Here is a 16,926-nt window from a genome sequence, read left to right on the forward strand (position 1 = left end):
CCGCGGCGTGTCGCATGAAATTCAACGTCGGGAGATCGATTGCGGACGTCTTGTGCCGCCACGTCCGCCGGTCACGGCGGGGACCGTGCTCCCTGAGGGAGCACGGTCGTTTTCGAAAGCGCCGCTTAGCCGCGGAACAGCGACAGGATGCTCTGGCTGTTCTGGTTGGCGATCGAGAGCGCCTGAACGCCGAGCTGCTGCTGGGTCTGCAGCGCCTGGAGCCGGGTCGATTCCGCGTTCATGTCGGCGTCGACGAGCTGGCCGATACCACGATCCACCGAGTCCATCAGCGACTTCACGAACTCAGTGTTGTTCGAGATGCGGTTCTTGATGGCACCGAGGTTGGCGGCGGACTGGCTGACCGTGTTGATCGCGGTGGTGACCTGCGCGATGTAGCCGTCGAGGATGGTCTGGTCGGCCGTCGAGTCGGTCAGCGCACCGATGCCGATGGTGTTGACCGACGCGCTGCCGGTCACCGTGTCCAGGATGCCGCCAGTGGTCGCGGTGTAGAGCGAGTAGTTGGCGACCGTCACCGTGATGGTGTTGATCGTCGGCGTGCCGCCGACGCGCGAGAACGACGACACCAGGTTGACGGTGGTCGGCGTGGAAGCGTTGGTGCTCAGCCAGTTGACGCCGTTGAACGTCGCCGCGTTGGCCACGTTCTTCATGTCCTGCTGGATCTGGGTGATTTCAGCCTGGATCTTGGTGCGGTCGATACCGGCGGTCTTGGCTTCGACCAGCAGCGCCTGGAGCTTGGTCAGGCCGGAGTTCTGGTCGCCGATGACCTTGTTCAGAGCGGTGTATTCGGTGTCGACCGTCGCAGCCGACAGACCGAGCGAGTCGGAGACGGCCGAGAGCGCGGCGTTGTCGGCGCGCATCGAGGTCGCGATCGACCAATAGGCCGAGTTGTCCGAAGCGGTCGAGACGCGCTGGCCGGTGGAGATCCGGTTTTCGGTGGTCTGGAGGCTGGCGCTGACATTCCGGAGGGTCTGGAGCGCAGTCATTGCGGCGGAGTTGGTAAGCAGGCTGGAAGCCATCTTCGATGTCCCTTTGAAAACAGAATGGATGGGGACATACCGGGCTTGCACCGGTACGACAGGGCGGCATCATGCCTTTGGGCTGCGGAAATGCGCGTAAACCCAATCCGTCGTAGCGCCAGACTAGCCAGCGAAGCTTGTGCGGGGCTTGTGGCGCTGTGCCCCCGCTGCAACAGGGCAGCCGAAATCGCGGTGCGCGCGTCAGGCAAACGAAAGGGCCGCGCTTCGCAAGAAGCGCGGCCCTCCCGAGATCGTCGAAGGCTTAGCGGAACAGCGACAGGATGCTCTGGCTGTTGTTGTTGGCGATCGAGAGCGCCTGAACGCCGAGCTGCTGCTGGACCTGGAGGGCCGCCAGGCGGGTGGACTCCTGGTTCATGTCGGCGTCGACGAGCTGGCCGATACCGCGATCCACCGAGTCCATCAGCGACTTCACGAACTCCGAGTTGTTCGAGATTCGGTTCTTGATGGCGCCGAGGTTGGCGGCGCCCGAAGACACCGTGCCGATCGCTGCGGTGACCTTCGCGATGTAACCATCGAGAATGGTCTGGTCAGCAGCCGAGTCGGTCAGCGCACCGATGTTGAGGCTGTCGACCGACGCGCTGCCGCTCACCGTGTCGAGGATGCCGCCCGTGCTCGAGGTGTAGAGCGAGTAGTTGGCGACGGTCACCGTGATCGAGCTGGTGGTCGGCGTGGAGCCGACACGCGAGAACGACGACACGAGATTGACGGTCGTCGGCGTGGAGGCGTTGGTGCTCAGCCAGTTGACGCCGTTGAAGGTCGCCGCGCTGGCGACGTTCTTCATGTCCTGCTGAATCTGGGTGATTTCCGACTGGATCTTGCTGCGATCGATACCGGCGGTCTTGGCTTCGACCAGCAGCGACTGGAGCTTGGTCAGGCCGGAGTTGCTGTCGCCGAGGACCTTGTTCAGAGCGGTGTACTCGGTGTCGACGGTCGCGGCCGACAGACCGAGCGAGTCGGAGACGGCGGAGAGCGCGGCGTTGTCGGCGCGCATCGAGGTCGCGATCGACCAGTAGGCGGCGTTGTCCGCGGCGGTAGCCACGCGCTGGCCGGTGGAGATCCGGCTCTGCGTGGTGGAGAGTTGCGAGCTGACAGACCGCAAGGTCTGGAGCGCGGTCATGGCGGACGAGTTCGTGAGCAGGCTTGACATTGCGAATGTCCCTTTATGTACGCGTTACATTTTCATCAGGGGACATACCGGACTTGCACCGGTACGGAGGGGCGGCATCATGCCTTTGGACTGATGTGGGTGAGGTCCAACCCGCCGTGACGCCTTGCTAACACGTCGAATCTTGCCGGCGGATTAAGAACGGCTTGAATTCTTCAGCAATATCAGATGGTTAATATTACCCAACGCTAACCATAGCGCGGTACTTTTCGCTAACCATGACGGGGCGCCAGGCGATCGCCGCGGTTACGAGAACGAGCGCACCAGTCCGGAGGCGAGCAGATTCCAGCCGTCGATCAGCACGAAGAACAGCATCTTGAACGGCAGCGCCAGGATCGTCGGCGGCATCATCATCATGCCCATCGACATCGTCAGCGTCGCCACGATCATGTCGATGACGAGGAACGGCAGGATGATGAGAAATCCGATCTCGAACGAACGCCTCAGCTCGGAGATCATGAAGGCCGGAATGATGACGCGCAAATCGACGCGCTTGTCGTCGAACTTCTTGCGAAAGCTCTCGGCGGCGAGCGACTCGAAGGTCTGCAGATCCTTGTCGCGGACATGGGCCAGCATGAACTCGCGGAACGGATCGGTGATCTTCAGATAGGCCTGCTCTTCCGAGATCTCGTTCTTCATCAGCGGCTGGACGCCGGTCTCCCAGGCGCGATCGAAGGTCGGCGCCATCACGTAGAAGGTCATGAACAGCGCGAGGCTGATCAGCACCAGGTTGGCCGGCGTGGTCTGCAGGCCGAGCCCGGCGCGCAGGAACGACAGCGCCACCGCAAATCGCGTGAAGCTCGTCACCATGATGAGCAGTCCCGGCGCCACCGACAGCACCGTGATCAGTGCCATCAGCTGGATGATCCGGCCGCTGGTCGAGCCGTTTCCGGGTGGCAGCAGCGAGTTGAGGTCCGGTATCTGGGCGAGCGCCACTTCGGGCAGCACGACCAGAACCAACGCGAGCAGCAGGATTTTCACTCTCACTGAATCACCAGGGTCTCAATGATCAATTCGCGCACCTTGCCCGACGAACGGATATTGGCGCGCTCGGTCAGGTCGTCGCGCAGATGCTGAAGCCCGCGCGATCCCTCGAATTGCGTCACCGTCGCCGACCGCAGATAGGTGACGATGTCCTCGCTGATGTGGGCGGCCAGGATGCCGGCATCCTCGTCGCTCATGCTCTCGGTCACCATGGAGGCTTCGATGCGAGCCCAATTGTTGGCCGGCGCGGCGAGATTGGTCACGATTGGAGACAGCTTCCTGAGCCGCGCGCTGCCGGCGTAGCTCGAGGCAAGCGGCGGCGGCGTGGCGGTCTTCTTCGCGTCGGCGACGCGCTCGGCGGCCGCGAACAGATGCAGCCCGGCCAGCGCGCCCGCACCGATCGCGACAAGGGTCAGCGCCACGATGGCCGCAATCAGGCGCATCACGTCCCCTGCCCTCGCGACGCGGCCAGACCGGCGCGGACTTCAGAATGGTGCCACGGCGTCATAGATCCGATGTCCCCATCCAGGCTGCTGCACGTCGGACAGATTCCCGCGACCGCCATAGGACACGCGGGCCTCGGCGATCTTCTCGTAGGAGATCGTGTTGGTGCGCGAGATGTCGCGCGGCCGCACGATGCCGCCGACGTTGAGCACGCGCATCTCCGTATTGACGCGAAACTCCTGCGAGCCGCTGATCATCATATTGCCGTTCGGCAACACGTCGGTGACGATGGCCGCGATCGAGAGCTTGATATCCTCGGTGCGATCGATCTGGCCGTTGCCCTTGATCTGGGTGTTGGTGCTGAGATTGGCGTTGGTCGATCCCTTGTCGCTCCACCCTGCGACGTCCATCAGCCAATCGAGGCCGAACTTGACCTGCGAATCGCGCGAGCGGCCGGTCTTGTTGTCGAGCTTGGCCTTGTCCTGCATCGAGATGATCACCGTCACGACGTCGCCGGTGCGCCGGGCGCGGGGATCGCGGTAGAGATCGGTGCCGTCGTCCCAGGTCGAGCGATAGCTGACCGGCGTGCGCATGCGCGGCGTCACCGGAATCGGATCGGCCTGGGTCCTCAGGCCGCTGCCGACCGGCGACATTTGCGGGCCGGTCAGGACCTCGGACGGATCATGGAAGCATCCGGCCAAGGGCACGGACGCCAGCAGGAGCGAGAGGATGGGGATCGGCTTCTTCATCTATTTGGTCTTTCCGTCATCCACGCGACGCATTCCGCCAAGCAGGTCGGCGAGGTGCGCCGCGCGTGCCGTATCCATCTCGTTGAAGATCGCGCTCGAGTTCCTCGGGCTGAGCTTGGCGAGCACGGCGGCGGCGGTCTCGTCCGCCATGCCGGCAATCTGGGTCGCCGCAGCTTCGGGCTTCATGCGCGAATAGATCTCGACGACGCTGGCTTCGGCCTTCTTCAGGAAGTCGTCGCGTAGCGCCATCCACTTCTCGTATTCGACGCGCTTGGCCTCGACCTCGGCGATCCGCTCGCGCAGCAGGCCCTCGGCCTTCTCCAGCTCCTTGATCTGCCAGGCCAGCCTTGCATCGACGGCGGGATCGGCGACGTTGCTGCAGAACAGGGCGACTTCGTTGTCCGCGGATACCGCGGCCTGTGGCGGCGCAGGTTTCGGCGGTGCCGTGACGCTGCCGGGCTTGGCCGGACGTGCCGGTGCAACGGCAGGTGCGGCCGCTGGCGCCTCGGAAGCAGGCACCGCGCCGGTGGTCGCAGGTCCCTGGTCTTCGGCCGCCCAAGCCGTCGCCCGGATCGACGCATTGTCGCCTGGCACCGACGTGACCGGCTGCGGCTTCTGCGGGCCGGGGGCGCGGGCGCGCGCGAAGGAGAGCAGGTTGAGCGGCTTCGTCGGCTTAGCCTCGTCCAGGGCCAGCACGGGCGAAGCGCTCGCGAGCGCCGAGGCCGCGACCAGCAGGAGGAGTTTGGCTTTGTGATCCAGCTTCAGCATCGGGCCGCGTGCGATTCTCGGTCGAGACACGAGCATTGAGCGACCAAGCTTGCACGACGCTTGCGCATCATTGGACGATGACATCGGCCTGGAGCGCACCAGCCGTCTTGATCGCCTGCAGGATCGCGATGATGCCCGACGGCTTCAGGCCGATCTGGTTCAGCCCGCGCACCAGGCGCTGCAGATCGACCCCGCTGAGGATCGCCACCTGCGATCCGGCCTCGTTGGCCTCGACCACGGTCTGCGGGACCACCACGGTCTGCCCTCGCGAGAACGGCGCCGGCTGCGACACCACGGGCATCTCCGTGACACGAACCGTCAGATTGCCGTGCGTCACGGCAACGGTCGATATCCGCACGTCGCGCCCGATCACGACAGTGCCTGTGCGCTCGTTGATCACCACCCGTGCAGGCGTATCAGGCTCGACCGTCAGTTCGCCGATCTCGGCGAGGAAGCGGACAGGGCCGATGTGGCGCGGCTTCGACAGCACGATGGTGCGGTAGTCGCGCTCGAAGGCGATCTGCGCGCGGTAGCGTCCGCCGGCGTAGCGGTTGATGGCGTCCAGGATGCGTGTTGCGGTGACGAAGTCGGGGTTCTTCAGCTGCAGCACCAGGAATTCCATCTCGTGGAGACTTCCCTGCACCTCGCGCTCGACCAGCGCACCGTTCGGGATGCGCCCGGCCGTCGGCGTACCCTGACTGACGTTCTGCGCCTGGCCTCCGACGCTGTAGCCGGCCACCGTGATCGCGCCCTGCGCCACTGCATAGACGGCGCCGTCCGCCGCGCGCAGCGATGTCATGACCAGCGTACCGCCGAGCAGCGACGTCGCATCGCCGAGCGACGACACGGTCACGTCCATGCGCTCGCCGGGCCCGATCGAGGGCGACAGGTCCGCAGTCACCATCACGGCGGCGACGTTGCGCGTGCGCAGCGTCGTCGGACGCGTCGGATTGTTGGTGCTCGTGGTCTCGTTCCGGACGTTGATGCCCATGTTCTCGAGCATCGATTGCAGGGACTGCTCCGTGAACGGAGCGTTGCGAAGCGTGTCGCCGGTGCCGTTCAGGCCGATGACGAGGCCGTAACCGACGATCTGGTTTTCGCGCAGACCCTTGATGTCCGCGATGTCCTTGATGCGGACGGCGGCATGGGCGCTGGCGGCCGAAAGCAGCAGGACGAGCGCAAGCAGGATTCTGGTCATGACCCGTCCACGACCTTCACGGTGCCGTCCGGCTGGACAACGCCCCTGATGATCACCCCGGTATCCGTATTGCGCACCGGGATGAGCGCGCCGGACGCACCCGACTGCATCGCCGAGCCGTAAGTGACGATGGACAGGCCGCTGTCTTCCACCACGACCTTGACCATGGCGCCGCGGGCGACGGTCCAGGGGTCTTCCACCGAGTTGGTTGGAATGGGCTGGCCCGGCAACAGCGCGCGCCGCGCCATGCGGCCGACCAGGACCTGGCGCCCTTCGACGAACATGGCAACGCCGAGCAGGCTCGGCGCGAAGGCGCGCTCGGTGATCATGTCGTCCCGGATCAGCTCGCCAGCGCGGATCGCAACCGCCGGCACGGGAAGCCGCTTCTCCTCGGCCATTGCGAGGCGCGCCGAAGCCAGAACCAGCAGCACGGCGGCCAACCCGCGCACGATCAGGCCCACCCTGTTCAACATCGAGACACCGGAACTAGCGCATGCCCTTCGATACTGTCTGGGCCATTTCGTCCGAGGCCTGGATGACCTTGGCATTCATTTCGTAGGCGCGCTGCGCCGAGATCAACTCGGTGATCTCCTTGACCGGATCGACGTTCGAGGCTTCGAGCCACTTCTGATTGATCTTGCCGTATCCGGAATCGCCCGGCAGGCCGACGACCGGCGTGCCCGACGCCGTGGTCTCGCGATAGAGATTGCTGCCCAGCGGCTCGAGGCCTGCTTCGTTGGCGAAGTTGGCGAGGTTGAGCTGGCCGATCTGGCGCGGGTTCACCTCGGTATCCAGCTTGGCAAAGACCTGCCCGGTCTGATTGACCGTGACCTCGACCGTGCCCTGCGGCACCGTGATCGCGGGGTCCAGCAGATAGCCGTCGATGGTGACGAGTTGGCCGTTGGCATTGGTGTTGAACGAGCCCGCGCGGGTGTATTGCACCTCGTTGTTCGGACCGAGCACCTGAAACCAGCCGCGACCGTTGATCGCCATATCGTAGGGGTTGCCGGTCTGCGTCAGCGCGCCCTGGATGTGAAGCTTGCGGATCGCCGCCGACTTGACGCCGAGACCGAGATTGGCGCCTTCCGGAATCGGCGAGGCGCCGTTGACGTTCGCGACGCCCTGCATGCGGTCCATCTGGTAGAACAGATCGGTGAACTCGGCGCGCGCACGCTTGTACGACGTCGAATTGATGTTGGCGATATTGTTCGCGATGACTTCGATATTGGTCTGCTGGGCGTTCATGCCCGTGGCCGCAATGGCAAGCGATTTCACAGCTTCATTCCTTCAGATCAAATCGACATCCGGACGACTTCTTGGTAGGCCTGCACGACCTTGTCGCGAACCGCGACCGCCGTCTGCAAGGCCTGCTCGGCCGACATCAGCGCCTCCACGACTTTGCGCGTGGATTCCTTGCCCTGCATCGCCGAGATCGACGCCGCTTCGCCTGCCTTGAGCTTCCCGATCGCGTCGGTCGTCACCTGCTTCATCACCGATTCGAACCCGACATCGTCGGTGGACTGAATGGCGGTCGGAGCCGCCGGCGCGATGGCCTGCGCCTCGGTCGCACGGCTCGCCGCTTGCCCTGCGGAAATCGCAGTGGATGAAATTGCCTCAAGCATTGTCAGCTCCTCAAGAGGTCGATGGTCATGCCGAGCATCGACCTCACCTGTTTCACGACCTGGAGATTGGCTTCATAGGACCGGTTGACTTCCCGCATGTCGGCCATCTCGATCATCATGTTGACGTTCGGCAGCTTGACGTAGCCGGCCTTGTCGGCAGCGGGATGTCCCGGGTCGTACTCCACGCGGTACGGCGTGGTGTCGACCCCGATCTCCTTGACTTTCGCCAGCTGCGAGCCCGAGGCACGATCCATCGCAGCATCGAAGGTGATCGTCTTGCGCTGATAGGGATCGGCGCCGGCGGTACGCCCCGTCGAGGTCGCGTTCGCCAAATTCTCCGAGACGATGCGCATACGCGTCGACTGCGCTTCGAGCCCGGAGCTCGCGACCGTCAATGACGCTTGCAGTGAGTCCAGCATCTCAATTCACCTCAGCTCTTCGCGCTCGACAGCAGCATGCGGTGAAACGACCGCACGACTGCCGAGTTCATCGAGTAATCGCGACTGACGTCGCTGCCCTTGATCATTTCCTGCTCGAGGCTGACCGAATTGCCGGAGTGAACCACTTCCCAGCTGTCCTTCTTCGCGGTCGCCCGCGTGTCGGTCTCGGCCGCGGCCAGCTGCATGTGCGACGGCGACGTCATGGCAAGCCTCACCGGCATGCCGTCGAGCACCTTGTTGAAGGGCTCGACGTCGCGCGCCTTGAAACCGGGCGTGTTGGCGTTGGCGACGTTGGTGGCGATGGTCGACTGGCGGAGCTCGAGGTACCGCGCCTGCGACGATGCGAGTTCGAAGAGATAAAGCGGTCCCACGACAGCCCCGTTCTGGTCCATTCGGGAGAAGCCTAGGGCGTTAAGCTTTCGTCAAGCTGTTGGGCCGGACGTCGTCCTCTGAATTCTACTGGACCTTCTCGGTCCGCGACGCCTGCTTCGACTGGAGGAAGTAGATGATCTCGGCGACGGGGCGGAAGAATTCCGCCGGGATCACCTGATCGACCTGCACCGCCTCGTAGAGTGCGCGCGCCAGCGCCTTGTTCTCGATCACTGGAATCCGGTTCTGCTCGGCGACCTCGCGGATCTTCAGCGCGATCACGTCCATGCCCTTGGCCACCACGAGCGGCGCCGGATTCTCCTCGCGCTTGTAGCGCAACGCGATCGCGAAGTGCGTCGGGTTCGCGATCACCAGCGTCGCGCGCGATGCGGATGCGATCATCCGCTGCCGCGAGCGGTCGCGCGCCAGCGAGCGCAGGCGCGCCTTGATCAGCGGATCGCCTTCCGCCTGCTTGTGCTCGTCCTTGATCTCCTGCTTGGTCATGCGCAGCTGGCGCCGCCAGTGGAAGCGCGCCCAGGCGAGATCGATCGCCACCAGGACGATGGTTGCGATGCAGATCGCCGAGACGATCCGCATCGCGATGTTGAGAATCATCTCCGGCAGCGCAACCGGATCGGTGTACATCGCCTCGAACGCCTTCGCCTCCGACGCGCGCAGCACGAAGGCGACCACGGAGGTCACGGCGGCCAGCTTGAACAGCGACTTGGCGAACTCGACCAGTCCCTGCGTTCCGAACAGACGGCTCCAGCCGCTGATCGGAGAGATACGCGACAGGTCAGGCTTGATGCGCTCCAGTACCAGGCGCGGCGCGTTTTGCAGCAGCGAGGCGGCGAGCCCGAACGCACCGAGGGTGACGACCAGCGGCACCAGGAAGCGCAGCGCCTCAAGGCCGACCACGGTTAGCAGGTTCTGCGCGTCCGCGCCGGTCGAGAGCGGGAAGCCTTCGGGATCGTCCAGGAGGTTCTTCAACGTCGGCGTCAATTGCTGCACGCCCTGGCCGATCAGGAACGCCTGAATGACCATCAGCGCGGCCATCGAGGCGAAAATAGAAGCCTCCCGAGAGACCGGGATCTTGCCCTGTTCGAGCGCATCACGGACTTTCTTCTCGGTCGGCTCTTCTGTCTTGCTCTCCTGATCGGATGATTCTGCCATGCCCGTTCAGCGGTCAGCGGAAGACCAGCTCATCCTCCTGGTCGGGGTTGAGCTCGATTTCGCCCTTCTCCGCGAGGTCGAGCGCAAGGTCGGTGATGACGCGGCGCGCCTCCAGCACGTCGCGCTGGTTCGACGGCTCGCCGATGGCGAGCTCGTGCTCGACGACGCGGCGGACGCGCGAGGCAACCGCGGACAGGATCAGTTCGCGGAAATGCTTGTCGGTGCCCTTCAGCGCGACGACGATACGATCGGTCGGCACCTGGTCGAAGATCATGGTGCGCGCCTTCGGCGCCAGGTTGATGACGTCGTCGAAGGTGAACAGCAACTCCTTCAGCACTTCGGCCGATTTCGGCCGCTTCTCCGACAGGCTCTTGAGCATGTCCTCGATATGTCCGCGCTCCATCTTGTTGATGATGTCGGCGACGCGGGCGTAGGTGTCGGCGCCGAGGTTGCGGGCGAAGTTCAGCGTCAGATCCTCGTGCAGCGTCTTCTCGAGGACCCTCATGGCGTCGTCGGCGATCGGCTTGAGGCTGAGCACGCGCCGCATCAGCTCGTTGCGCAGGCTCGATGGCAGCTGGCTCATGACCTTGGCGGCGCAGGCCGGCTTGACCTTGGACAGGATCAGCGCCGCGGTCTGCGGATGCTCCTTGGACAGGTAGCTCGCAAGCGAGTTTTCGGACACGGACGAGACGCGGTCCCATACCGAGCGGCTCGAATTGCCGAGCAGGTCCGTCATGATCGCCGAGACCTGGTCGGCCGGAAGCACGTCGCCAAGCACGGCTTCCAGGCCACCGATGGTGCCGAGAATGTTGGCGCCCATCGAGAACTGCTGGGCGAACTCCTCGACGATCCCCTCGAGCTCCTGCGCCGTGATCGGCCGCAGCTCGGCCGCGGCCTTGGTGACGACGCGGATTTCCTGCGGCTCGAACTGCGAGAGCACGCTCGCGGCCGCCTGCCGGCCCATGGCCAGGAGCAGCGCCGCGACCTTTTCCGTACCGCCCAGCGTGGCAACGCCTCGCTGCTTGACGGGAGCGATGCCGACCTGTGCCGCCATGGTCAGCTGTCACCCTGCCCCAAGGGACCGACGATCTCCGTCAGCGAGACACCGAAGCGGGAATTGTCCTCTTCGACGACGACCACCTCGCCGCGGGCGACGATGCGGCCGTTGACGACGACGTCGACGGGCTCGCCGACCCGGTGGTCGAGCGGAACCACCGCGCCACGCCCGAGCTTCATCAGGTTCGCCACCGGAATGGTCGCCGATCCCAGCACCACCTGCATGGTAACCGGGATGCGCAAGATCGCATCGACATTGGCGAACTTGCCGCTCTCCTCCGCCGTGCGCGCGGCGATCTCCGCGAGCCGCTCCAGCGGAGTCGTGTCGGTATGCCCCTCGTCGGCGGCAGGTGCTCGCGTGGCAGAGTCATAGTCGAAGGATTGCGCCATCTGGTATCGCCTCTTGGTATTTCCGCTCCCGGAGCGCCTTGGCGTTCCGCTCGTATTGGTTCAGCCGGCTTCGGCTTCAGTGCGTGTTCACCTCAGTGCCGCCTGCAGTCGCAGCCGGCGCGAGCCCGCTCCTCGCATCGAGCGCTGCGATCGCCTCGTGGGCCTGATCGATCTTGGCGGTCAGCACGTTGGCGAGCCGTCCGAGATTGGCGGTGGAATCATGCGCCGCGGTGATGACAGTGTCGAAGGCGCCCGCGGTCTCGTGGACGATGGTGGAGAATTCGCCCTGGTAGCTGCGCAGCCGCGCCAGCTCGCGGTGCATCCGGGTCACCCGCATGCTGGTGAAGGCGAGCGCGATCAGCAGCACGGCATCAACGAGATAGGATATCATCGACGAACTCCCGTTTCTGATCGACGGGATCGGCCACCTGCATGGCGTAATAGCCATCGAGCTGGCCGATCTGACACCAGAACAGCACCTGGTTGTTGCTCTCGAGGCGCGCCAGCGTGCGCGGCGTGGCCTCCAGCTCCAGCACCTGCCCCACCTTGAATTTCACGACGTCCTCGAGCGAGATCATCTTCTCGTCGAGCACCGCACTCAGCGTCACTTCGGTCCGGTGGACCTCGCTCTCCATCTGCTCACGCCAGCGCGGATCGGTCGCGCGGCCGTCGCTGACGACGACGTGAGCGAGCTTCTGCCGCAGCGGGTTGAGCGCGGAGTGCGGAATGATCAGGAACATCTGGCCGCCGCGGTAGAGCGCCTGCACCATCATGTTCGCGCAGATCGACATGTTGCTGGCGCGCCCGATCGCCAGCGAGGCCATCGCCGTCTCGACCCGCTCGACGCGGAAGGTGACGTTCGACGTGCCGGCGAAGGCGCTCTGCAGCGCCTTGGCGAACCGCTCGAACAGCGCCTGGACCAGGCGGATCTCGATGTTCGAGAAAGTGCGTTCGACATCGAGCGGCGGTTCCGCGCCGTCGGATCCGAACATCGCCTCGACCATCGTAAACACGAAGTCGCGGTCCAGCATGATGATGACGCGCGAGTCCCACTGCTCGGCATAGAGCACCGCCGCGACCGCGTTGCCCTCGTAGTCCTTGATAATGTCGCCGAGAGGATCGTTGGTGATGCCGTTGACCGAGAAATAGCAGGGCGTTCCCGCCATCGGCTGCAGGCTGTCGGTACACGATGCCGCCATGCGATCGAAGATCACATTGAGCATCGGCATACGTTCGATCGATATGCCGGCCGCGTCCAGCAGGTAGTTCGGCAGCTGCTTGCGCTGATCGACCTCGACGTCTTCCATCATCATGCGCGGGCGGCCTTGGGTTCGGGCTCGGTGACGACGGCCTTGGGACCTGCGATCGTCTCGTTCTCGACGACGTCGATCGACGGCCGCTCGGTGCTCGCGATCATCTTGCGGCCGTGCTCGACGGCGATCTGCGGCATGGCGCCGTTCATGAACGCCAGCAGCGTCTGCTTGACGATGATGTAGGGCCGGCACTTCTTCTCGCGCGTCATCTTGATCTTGATCGCGAAGGGCGAAAGGACGCCGTAGGACAGGAAGATGCCGGCGAAGGTGCCGACCAGGGCCGCGCCGATGAAGCCGCCGAGCAGCTTCGGCGACTGGTCGAGCGCGCCCATGGCCTTGATGACGCCGAGCACGGCGGCGACGATGCCCAGCGCCGGCAGCGCCTCGGACACCGTCACCAGCGCATGATAGGGCGCCAGCTTGCTCTTCACGATGGTGTGGATCTCCTCGTCCATCAGCGCCTCGATCTCGTGCGTGCGCGCGTTGCCCATGATGATGAGGCGGACGTAGTCGCAGATGAACTGGAGCAGCGAGGGATCCCCGAGCACGCTCGGAAACGCCTTGAAGATCTCGGAGGACGCGGGATCGTCGATATGGGCCTCGACCTCGTTGCGGCCCTTGCCCCTGAGCTCGCGCATCAGGGCGTGGAGCGCGCCGAGCAGATCAAGGTAGTAGCGCTGGCCGGGCACCGCGCCGGTGATGGCCTGCATGCAGGCAACCCCGGTATCCACCACCGTCTTCCACGGATTGGCGACGATGAAGGTGCCGACCGCGGTCCCCATGATGATCACGAACTCCCACGGCTGCATGAGCACGGCCAGATGCCCGCCCATGGCGGCAAATCCGCCGAGCAGCGCCGCTACCGTGATGAAAATCCCCACGAAACTGCCCAACGCGCCGCTCCATCGCCAATCCCACCGGGAATATCTAGTCGGCGAGCCTTGCGCGAAGCTGGCTTCCCGCCTCGCCAGCCCCGCGCAAGCAATCGGCGGCAGCTTGGGGCGGCGTCGCAACAGCGGCCAGAGGGGCGCGTGTCATGCTATCCACCATCGCGGACTACACCAGACTGACCAAGGACATGGGCAAGTCGCTGACGCAGGTCGCGACGCAGCCGGATGTCAGCCGCGAGACCGACTATTACCTGAGCCATATCGGCAACGTGAAGACGATCGACGACTTCCTGAAGGACTATCGCCTCTACTCCTACGCGATGAAGGCCTTTGGCCTCAGCGACATGACCTACGCCAAGGCGTTCATGCGCAAGGTGCTGACGGAGGGTGTCGGCAACAAGAACACCTTCGCCAACAAGCTGACCGACACCCGCTACCGGGAATTCGCCACCGCCTTCAATTTCGCCGCCCTCGGCAGCAACGCGACGAAGACCACCCAGGCGACGACCGGGACGGCGACCCATTATGTCACGCAGACGATGGAGCAGAAGGCCGGCGACCAGAACGAGGGCCTGCGGCTCGCGCTCTATTTCACCCGCAAGGCGTCCACGATCACGACCGCCTACCAGGTGCTGGCGGACAAGGCGCTGACGCAGGTGGTTCAGACCGCGCTGGGCCTGCCCTCGACGATCAGCGCGGCCGACATCGACGCCCAGGCCAAGATGATCACGAACAGGGTCAAGCTCACCGATTTCCAGGACCCGGCCAAGGTCACCAAATTCGTGCAGCGCTTTGCGGCGATGTGGGATGCGACCCAGGCCCAGAGCGACAATTCGACCAATCCCGCGCTGGTCCTGATCGGCGGCGCCAGCTCGGCCAGCATGGATATCGACATGCTCTCGAAACTTCAGTCCCTCCGGTTCGGAAAGTAGATCATGCAATCGGCCCTCTATGTGGGATTGTCGGCCCAGGTCGCTCTCGAAAAGCGCCTCCAGACGATCGCCAACAACGTCGCCAACGTCAACACGGCGGCATTCCGCACCGACGTGGTGAAGTTCGAGACCGTGCTGTCCAAGGCGGGCGCGAACCCGGTCGCCTTCTCCTCGCCCGGCGACAACATCATCTCGCGCGAGCAAGGCAACATCACCGAGAGCGGCAACCCGCTCGACGTCGCCGTGGTCGGCCAGGGCTGGATCGCCTTCGCAGGTCCCAACGGCACGGTCTATACCCGCGACGGCCGGCTCCAGATCGCCGCCAACGGCGATCTTCAGACCGTGAGCGGCTTTCCCGTCGTCGATTCCGGCGGCGCGCAGATCACGCTGGACCCGAACGGCGGACCGATCTCGATCTCGCGCAGCGGTGCGATCACCCAGGACAACAACGAGATCGGCACCATCGGCCTGTTCAACATCCCCGCTGACGCCAATCTCGAGCGCTACGGCAATTCCGGCGTGACGCCGGACCGGCCCGCGAGCGCCATCGCCGATTTCTCCCGCGACGGCTTCAAGCAAGGCTATGTCGAGGGCTCCGGCGCCAACCCGATGATGGAATTGACCAAGCTGATCGCAGCCTCGCGTGCCTTCGACGGCACCAATTCGATGATCGAGGGCACCGAGAGCTCGCTGCAGAACGCCATCCGGACGCTGGGCGAACCCGGCAAGTAGACCGCGCCCCGCGCGCATTGAGATTGAGGTTGGACGGTTTCCTTGAACGCTCTTCGGCAACTCGAGTGGGCGCTGCTGGAGCTTCAGCAGAGCACTCCCCTGGCAAGCGTCAGCGGCGCGATCTCCGAGATCGCGCCGACGCATTTCCGTGTTTCCGGCCTGTCGCGCTTCGTCAGGCTCGGCGAGCTCATCGGCGTCAATTCGGGCGGCAAGCCGCAGATCGGCGAGGTGGTGCGAATCGACAGCGAGGGCATCATCGCCAAGCCGTTCGACCGGCAGTTCGCCGGCGGCCTCGGCTCGGTCGCCTACCGGATGCCGCCCTTGTCGTTCGCGCCCGATCCGAGCTGGAAGGGTCGCGTCATCAACGCTCTCGGCGCGCCGCTGGACGGATTGGGGCCCCTCACACCGGGCCCACAGGCGGTCTCGGCGGAGGCTGAGGCGCCCTCGGCCATGAAGCGCGCACGCGTGCACAAGCCGCTGCGCACCGGCGTACGCGTCATCGATCTGTTCGCGCCGATCTGCGCCGGCCAGCGCGTCGGCATCTTTGCCGGCTCCGGTGTCGGCAAATCGACGCTGCTCGCGATGCTCGCCCGCAGCCAGGGTTTCGACACCGTCGTGCTGGCCCTGGTCGGCGAGCGCGGCCGCGAGGTGCGCGAGTTCATCGAGGATGTGCTGGGCAACGATCGCCAGCGCGCCGTCACCATCGTGTCGACCGGCGACGAAAGCCCGATGATGCGGCGGCTGGCGCCGAAGACGGCCATGGCGGTCGCGGAATATTTCCGCGACCGGGGCGAATCGGTGCTGCTCATGGTCGACTCGATCACGCGTTTCGCCCACGCCGCCCGCGAGGTCGCGCTCGCCGCCGGCGAGCCTGCGGTCGCCCGCGGCTACGCGCCGACGGTCTTCACCGATCTGCCGCGCCTCCTGGAGCGCGCCGGACCCGGCGAGGAAGGTTCCGGCACCATCACCGGGATCTTCTCGGTGCTGGTCGACGGCGACGACCACAACGAACCGATCGCCGATACCATCCGCAGCACGCTCGATGGGCACATCGTGCTCTCCAGGCACATCGCCGACCAGGCGCGCTATCCGGCCGTCGATGTGCTGGCTTCGGTCTCCCGCCTCGCCCACAACGTCTGGGATCCCGAAGAGCGCGAATTGGTCAGCAAGCTGCGCTCCTTGATCGCCAAATACGAGGACACGCGCGACCTTCGCCTGATGGGCGGCTATCAGTCGGGACGTGATTCGGGCCTCGACCAGGCGGTCGACATGGTTCCGAGTATCTACGGCGCGATGCGGCAGGATGCTTCGGCTCCGCCGAGTGCCGATCCGTTCCGCGAGCTGCGGGACATGCTCAAGGGCGAATAGCAGCGCGAGAGGCCGCGACCGCCGGCAACATGCGCCGCTATCCTGCTCCTCCCCGTTGTTTTCGACAGGAGATTGCGCATGCCGCCACGTAGCCGGCGCATGCGCCGCACGGCCGCCGCCGGTTTTCCGTCCTGGGCGCCGTCACCACTCGGGTGGGGCAGTGGACGACCGCGCCGGAAGGGACCGCACCGGCGATTCTGCGAGCATAACGGTCAACAACCGGCGCGTGTAATTCCTCCGAATTCCCTTGACGATTCTCCGGCTCCACCCACAAG

General features: G+C 64.9%; 21 protein-coding genes. 3 read left to right on the forward strand and 18 right to left on the reverse strand.

What is annotated here, in order from left to right; all coding sequences use genetic code 11:
* Positions 1-125: 125 nt before the first annotated feature.
* The 18 genes from XI03_RS35545 to motA form a co-directional block, all read right to left on the reverse strand.
* Positions 126-1,037, reverse strand: coding sequence for a flagellin N-terminal helical domain-containing protein (locus tag XI03_RS35545; RefSeq protein ID WP_028145736.1), 912 nt, complete (start codon positions 1,035-1,037; stop codon positions 126-128).
* A gap of 262 nt (positions 1,038-1,299) precedes the next feature.
* The gene (locus XI03_RS35550; protein ID WP_028145737.1) at positions 1,300-2,205 is read right to left on the reverse strand and encodes a flagellin N-terminal helical domain-containing protein; all 906 of its coding nucleotides are present in this window, start codon (positions 2,203-2,205) and stop codon (positions 1,300-1,302) included.
* A 264-nt stretch (positions 2,206-2,469) separates the two neighbouring features.
* Positions 2,470-3,210, reverse strand: a complete 741-nt coding sequence (gene fliP, locus XI03_RS35555; RefSeq protein ID WP_018318447.1) for a flagellar type III secretion system pore protein FliP — start codon at positions 3,208-3,210, stop codon at positions 2,470-2,472.
* Entirely contained in the window at positions 3,207-3,650 is a 444-nt protein-coding gene (locus tag XI03_RS35560; RefSeq protein ID WP_212248905.1) for a flagellar basal body-associated FliL family protein, read from the reverse strand. The genes fliP and XI03_RS35560 overlap by 4 nt, the downstream gene beginning before the upstream one ends.
* A 42-nt stretch (positions 3,651-3,692) precedes the next feature.
* Positions 3,693-4,400, reverse strand: coding sequence for a flagellar basal body L-ring protein FlgH (gene flgH / locus XI03_RS35565; protein ID WP_271594696.1), 708 nt, complete (start codon positions 4,398-4,400; stop codon positions 3,693-3,695).
* Entirely contained in the window at positions 4,401-5,168 is a 768-nt protein-coding gene (locus tag XI03_RS35570) for a MotE family protein (protein WP_271594697.1), read from the reverse strand. It abuts the gene before it with no gap.
* A 67-nt stretch (positions 5,169-5,235) separates the two neighbouring features.
* Positions 5,236-6,366 carry a flagellar basal body P-ring protein FlgI gene (gene flgI, locus XI03_RS35575; protein WP_028145741.1) on the reverse strand — a complete coding sequence of 377 codons (1,131 nt, stop codon included), beginning with the start codon at positions 6,364-6,366 and terminating at the stop codon, positions 5,236-5,238.
* The gene (flgA, locus tag XI03_RS35580; protein WP_271594698.1) at positions 6,363-6,839 is read right to left on the reverse strand and encodes a flagellar basal body P-ring formation chaperone FlgA; all 477 of its coding nucleotides are present in this window, start codon (positions 6,837-6,839) and stop codon (positions 6,363-6,365) included. The genes flgI and flgA overlap by 4 nt, the downstream gene beginning before the upstream one ends.
* A gap of 13 nt (positions 6,840-6,852) precedes the next feature.
* The gene (gene flgG, locus XI03_RS35585; protein WP_271594699.1) at positions 6,853-7,641 is read right to left on the reverse strand and encodes a flagellar basal-body rod protein FlgG; all 789 of its coding nucleotides are present in this window, start codon (positions 7,639-7,641) and stop codon (positions 6,853-6,855) included.
* Positions 7,642-7,658: 17 nt separating this feature from the next.
* Entirely contained in the window at positions 7,659-7,988 is a 330-nt protein-coding gene (locus tag XI03_RS35590) for a flagellar hook-basal body complex protein FliE (protein WP_271594700.1), read from the reverse strand.
* Between the two features lie 2 nt (positions 7,989-7,990).
* Complete coding sequence (flgC, locus tag XI03_RS35595) at positions 7,991-8,407, reverse strand: flagellar basal body rod protein FlgC (protein ID WP_028145745.1); 417 nt, start codon at positions 8,405-8,407, stop codon at positions 7,991-7,993.
* An 11-nt stretch (positions 8,408-8,418) separates the two neighbouring features.
* Positions 8,419-8,820 carry a flagellar basal body rod protein FlgB gene (gene flgB, locus XI03_RS35600; RefSeq protein ID WP_091960822.1) on the reverse strand — a complete coding sequence of 134 codons (402 nt, stop codon included), beginning with the start codon at positions 8,818-8,820 and terminating at the stop codon, positions 8,419-8,421.
* Positions 8,821-8,884: 64 nt separating this feature from the next.
* Positions 8,885-9,970 (reverse strand): flagellar biosynthesis protein FlhB, encoded by a 1,086-nt coding sequence (gene flhB / locus XI03_RS35605; RefSeq protein ID WP_038970828.1) that lies wholly within the window; start codon positions 9,968-9,970, stop codon positions 8,885-8,887.
* 13 nt (positions 9,971-9,983) lie between these two features.
* Positions 9,984-11,024 carry a flagellar motor switch protein FliG gene (locus tag XI03_RS35610; RefSeq protein ID WP_028145748.1) on the reverse strand — a complete coding sequence of 347 codons (1,041 nt, stop codon included), beginning with the start codon at positions 11,022-11,024 and terminating at the stop codon, positions 9,984-9,986.
* A gap of 2 nt (positions 11,025-11,026) precedes the next feature.
* Positions 11,027-11,416: a flagellar motor switch protein FliN gene (gene fliN / locus XI03_RS35615; RefSeq protein ID WP_018318435.1), complete on the reverse strand. Its 390-nt coding sequence runs from the start codon at positions 11,414-11,416 to the stop codon at positions 11,027-11,029.
* Between the two features lie 76 nt (positions 11,417-11,492).
* Positions 11,493-11,807 carry a hypothetical protein gene (locus tag XI03_RS35620; protein ID WP_271594701.1) on the reverse strand — a complete coding sequence of 105 codons (315 nt, stop codon included), beginning with the start codon at positions 11,805-11,807 and terminating at the stop codon, positions 11,493-11,495.
* Positions 11,788-12,729, reverse strand: a complete 942-nt coding sequence (locus tag XI03_RS35625) for a flagellar motor switch protein FliM (RefSeq protein ID WP_028145750.1) — start codon at positions 12,727-12,729, stop codon at positions 11,788-11,790. The genes XI03_RS35620 and XI03_RS35625 overlap by 20 nt, the downstream gene beginning before the upstream one ends.
* The gene (motA, locus tag XI03_RS35630) at positions 12,726-13,622 is read right to left on the reverse strand and encodes a flagellar motor stator protein MotA (RefSeq protein ID WP_028145751.1); all 897 of its coding nucleotides are present in this window, start codon (positions 13,620-13,622) and stop codon (positions 12,726-12,728) included. Before motA ends, XI03_RS35625 begins: the two co-directional genes overlap by 4 nt.
* A 143-nt stretch (positions 13,623-13,765) precedes the next feature.
* Here motA and XI03_RS35635 point away from each other — a divergent pair, with 143 nt between their 5' ends.
* From XI03_RS35635 to fliI, 3 genes are read left to right on the forward strand one after another with little or no spacing between them, the layout of a single operon-like run.
* Positions 13,766-14,551 (forward strand): DUF1217 domain-containing protein, encoded by a 786-nt coding sequence (locus XI03_RS35635; protein WP_028145752.1) that lies wholly within the window; start codon positions 13,766-13,768, stop codon positions 14,549-14,551.
* 3 nt (positions 14,552-14,554) lie between these two features.
* The gene (gene flgF / locus XI03_RS35640) at positions 14,555-15,283 is read left to right on the forward strand and encodes a flagellar basal-body rod protein FlgF (protein ID WP_018318430.1); all 729 of its coding nucleotides are present in this window, start codon (positions 14,555-14,557) and stop codon (positions 15,281-15,283) included.
* A 42-nt stretch (positions 15,284-15,325) separates the two neighbouring features.
* Positions 15,326-16,651 carry a flagellar protein export ATPase FliI gene (gene fliI, locus XI03_RS35645; protein ID WP_271594702.1) on the forward strand — a complete coding sequence of 442 codons (1,326 nt, stop codon included), beginning with the start codon at positions 15,326-15,328 and terminating at the stop codon, positions 16,649-16,651.
* The last annotated feature ends 275 nt before the right edge of the window (positions 16,652-16,926 follow it).

The organism is Bradyrhizobium sp. CCBAU 65884 (assembly GCF_028128835.1).
Lineage (GTDB): Bacteria > Pseudomonadota > Alphaproteobacteria > Rhizobiales > Xanthobacteraceae > Bradyrhizobium > Bradyrhizobium ottawaense.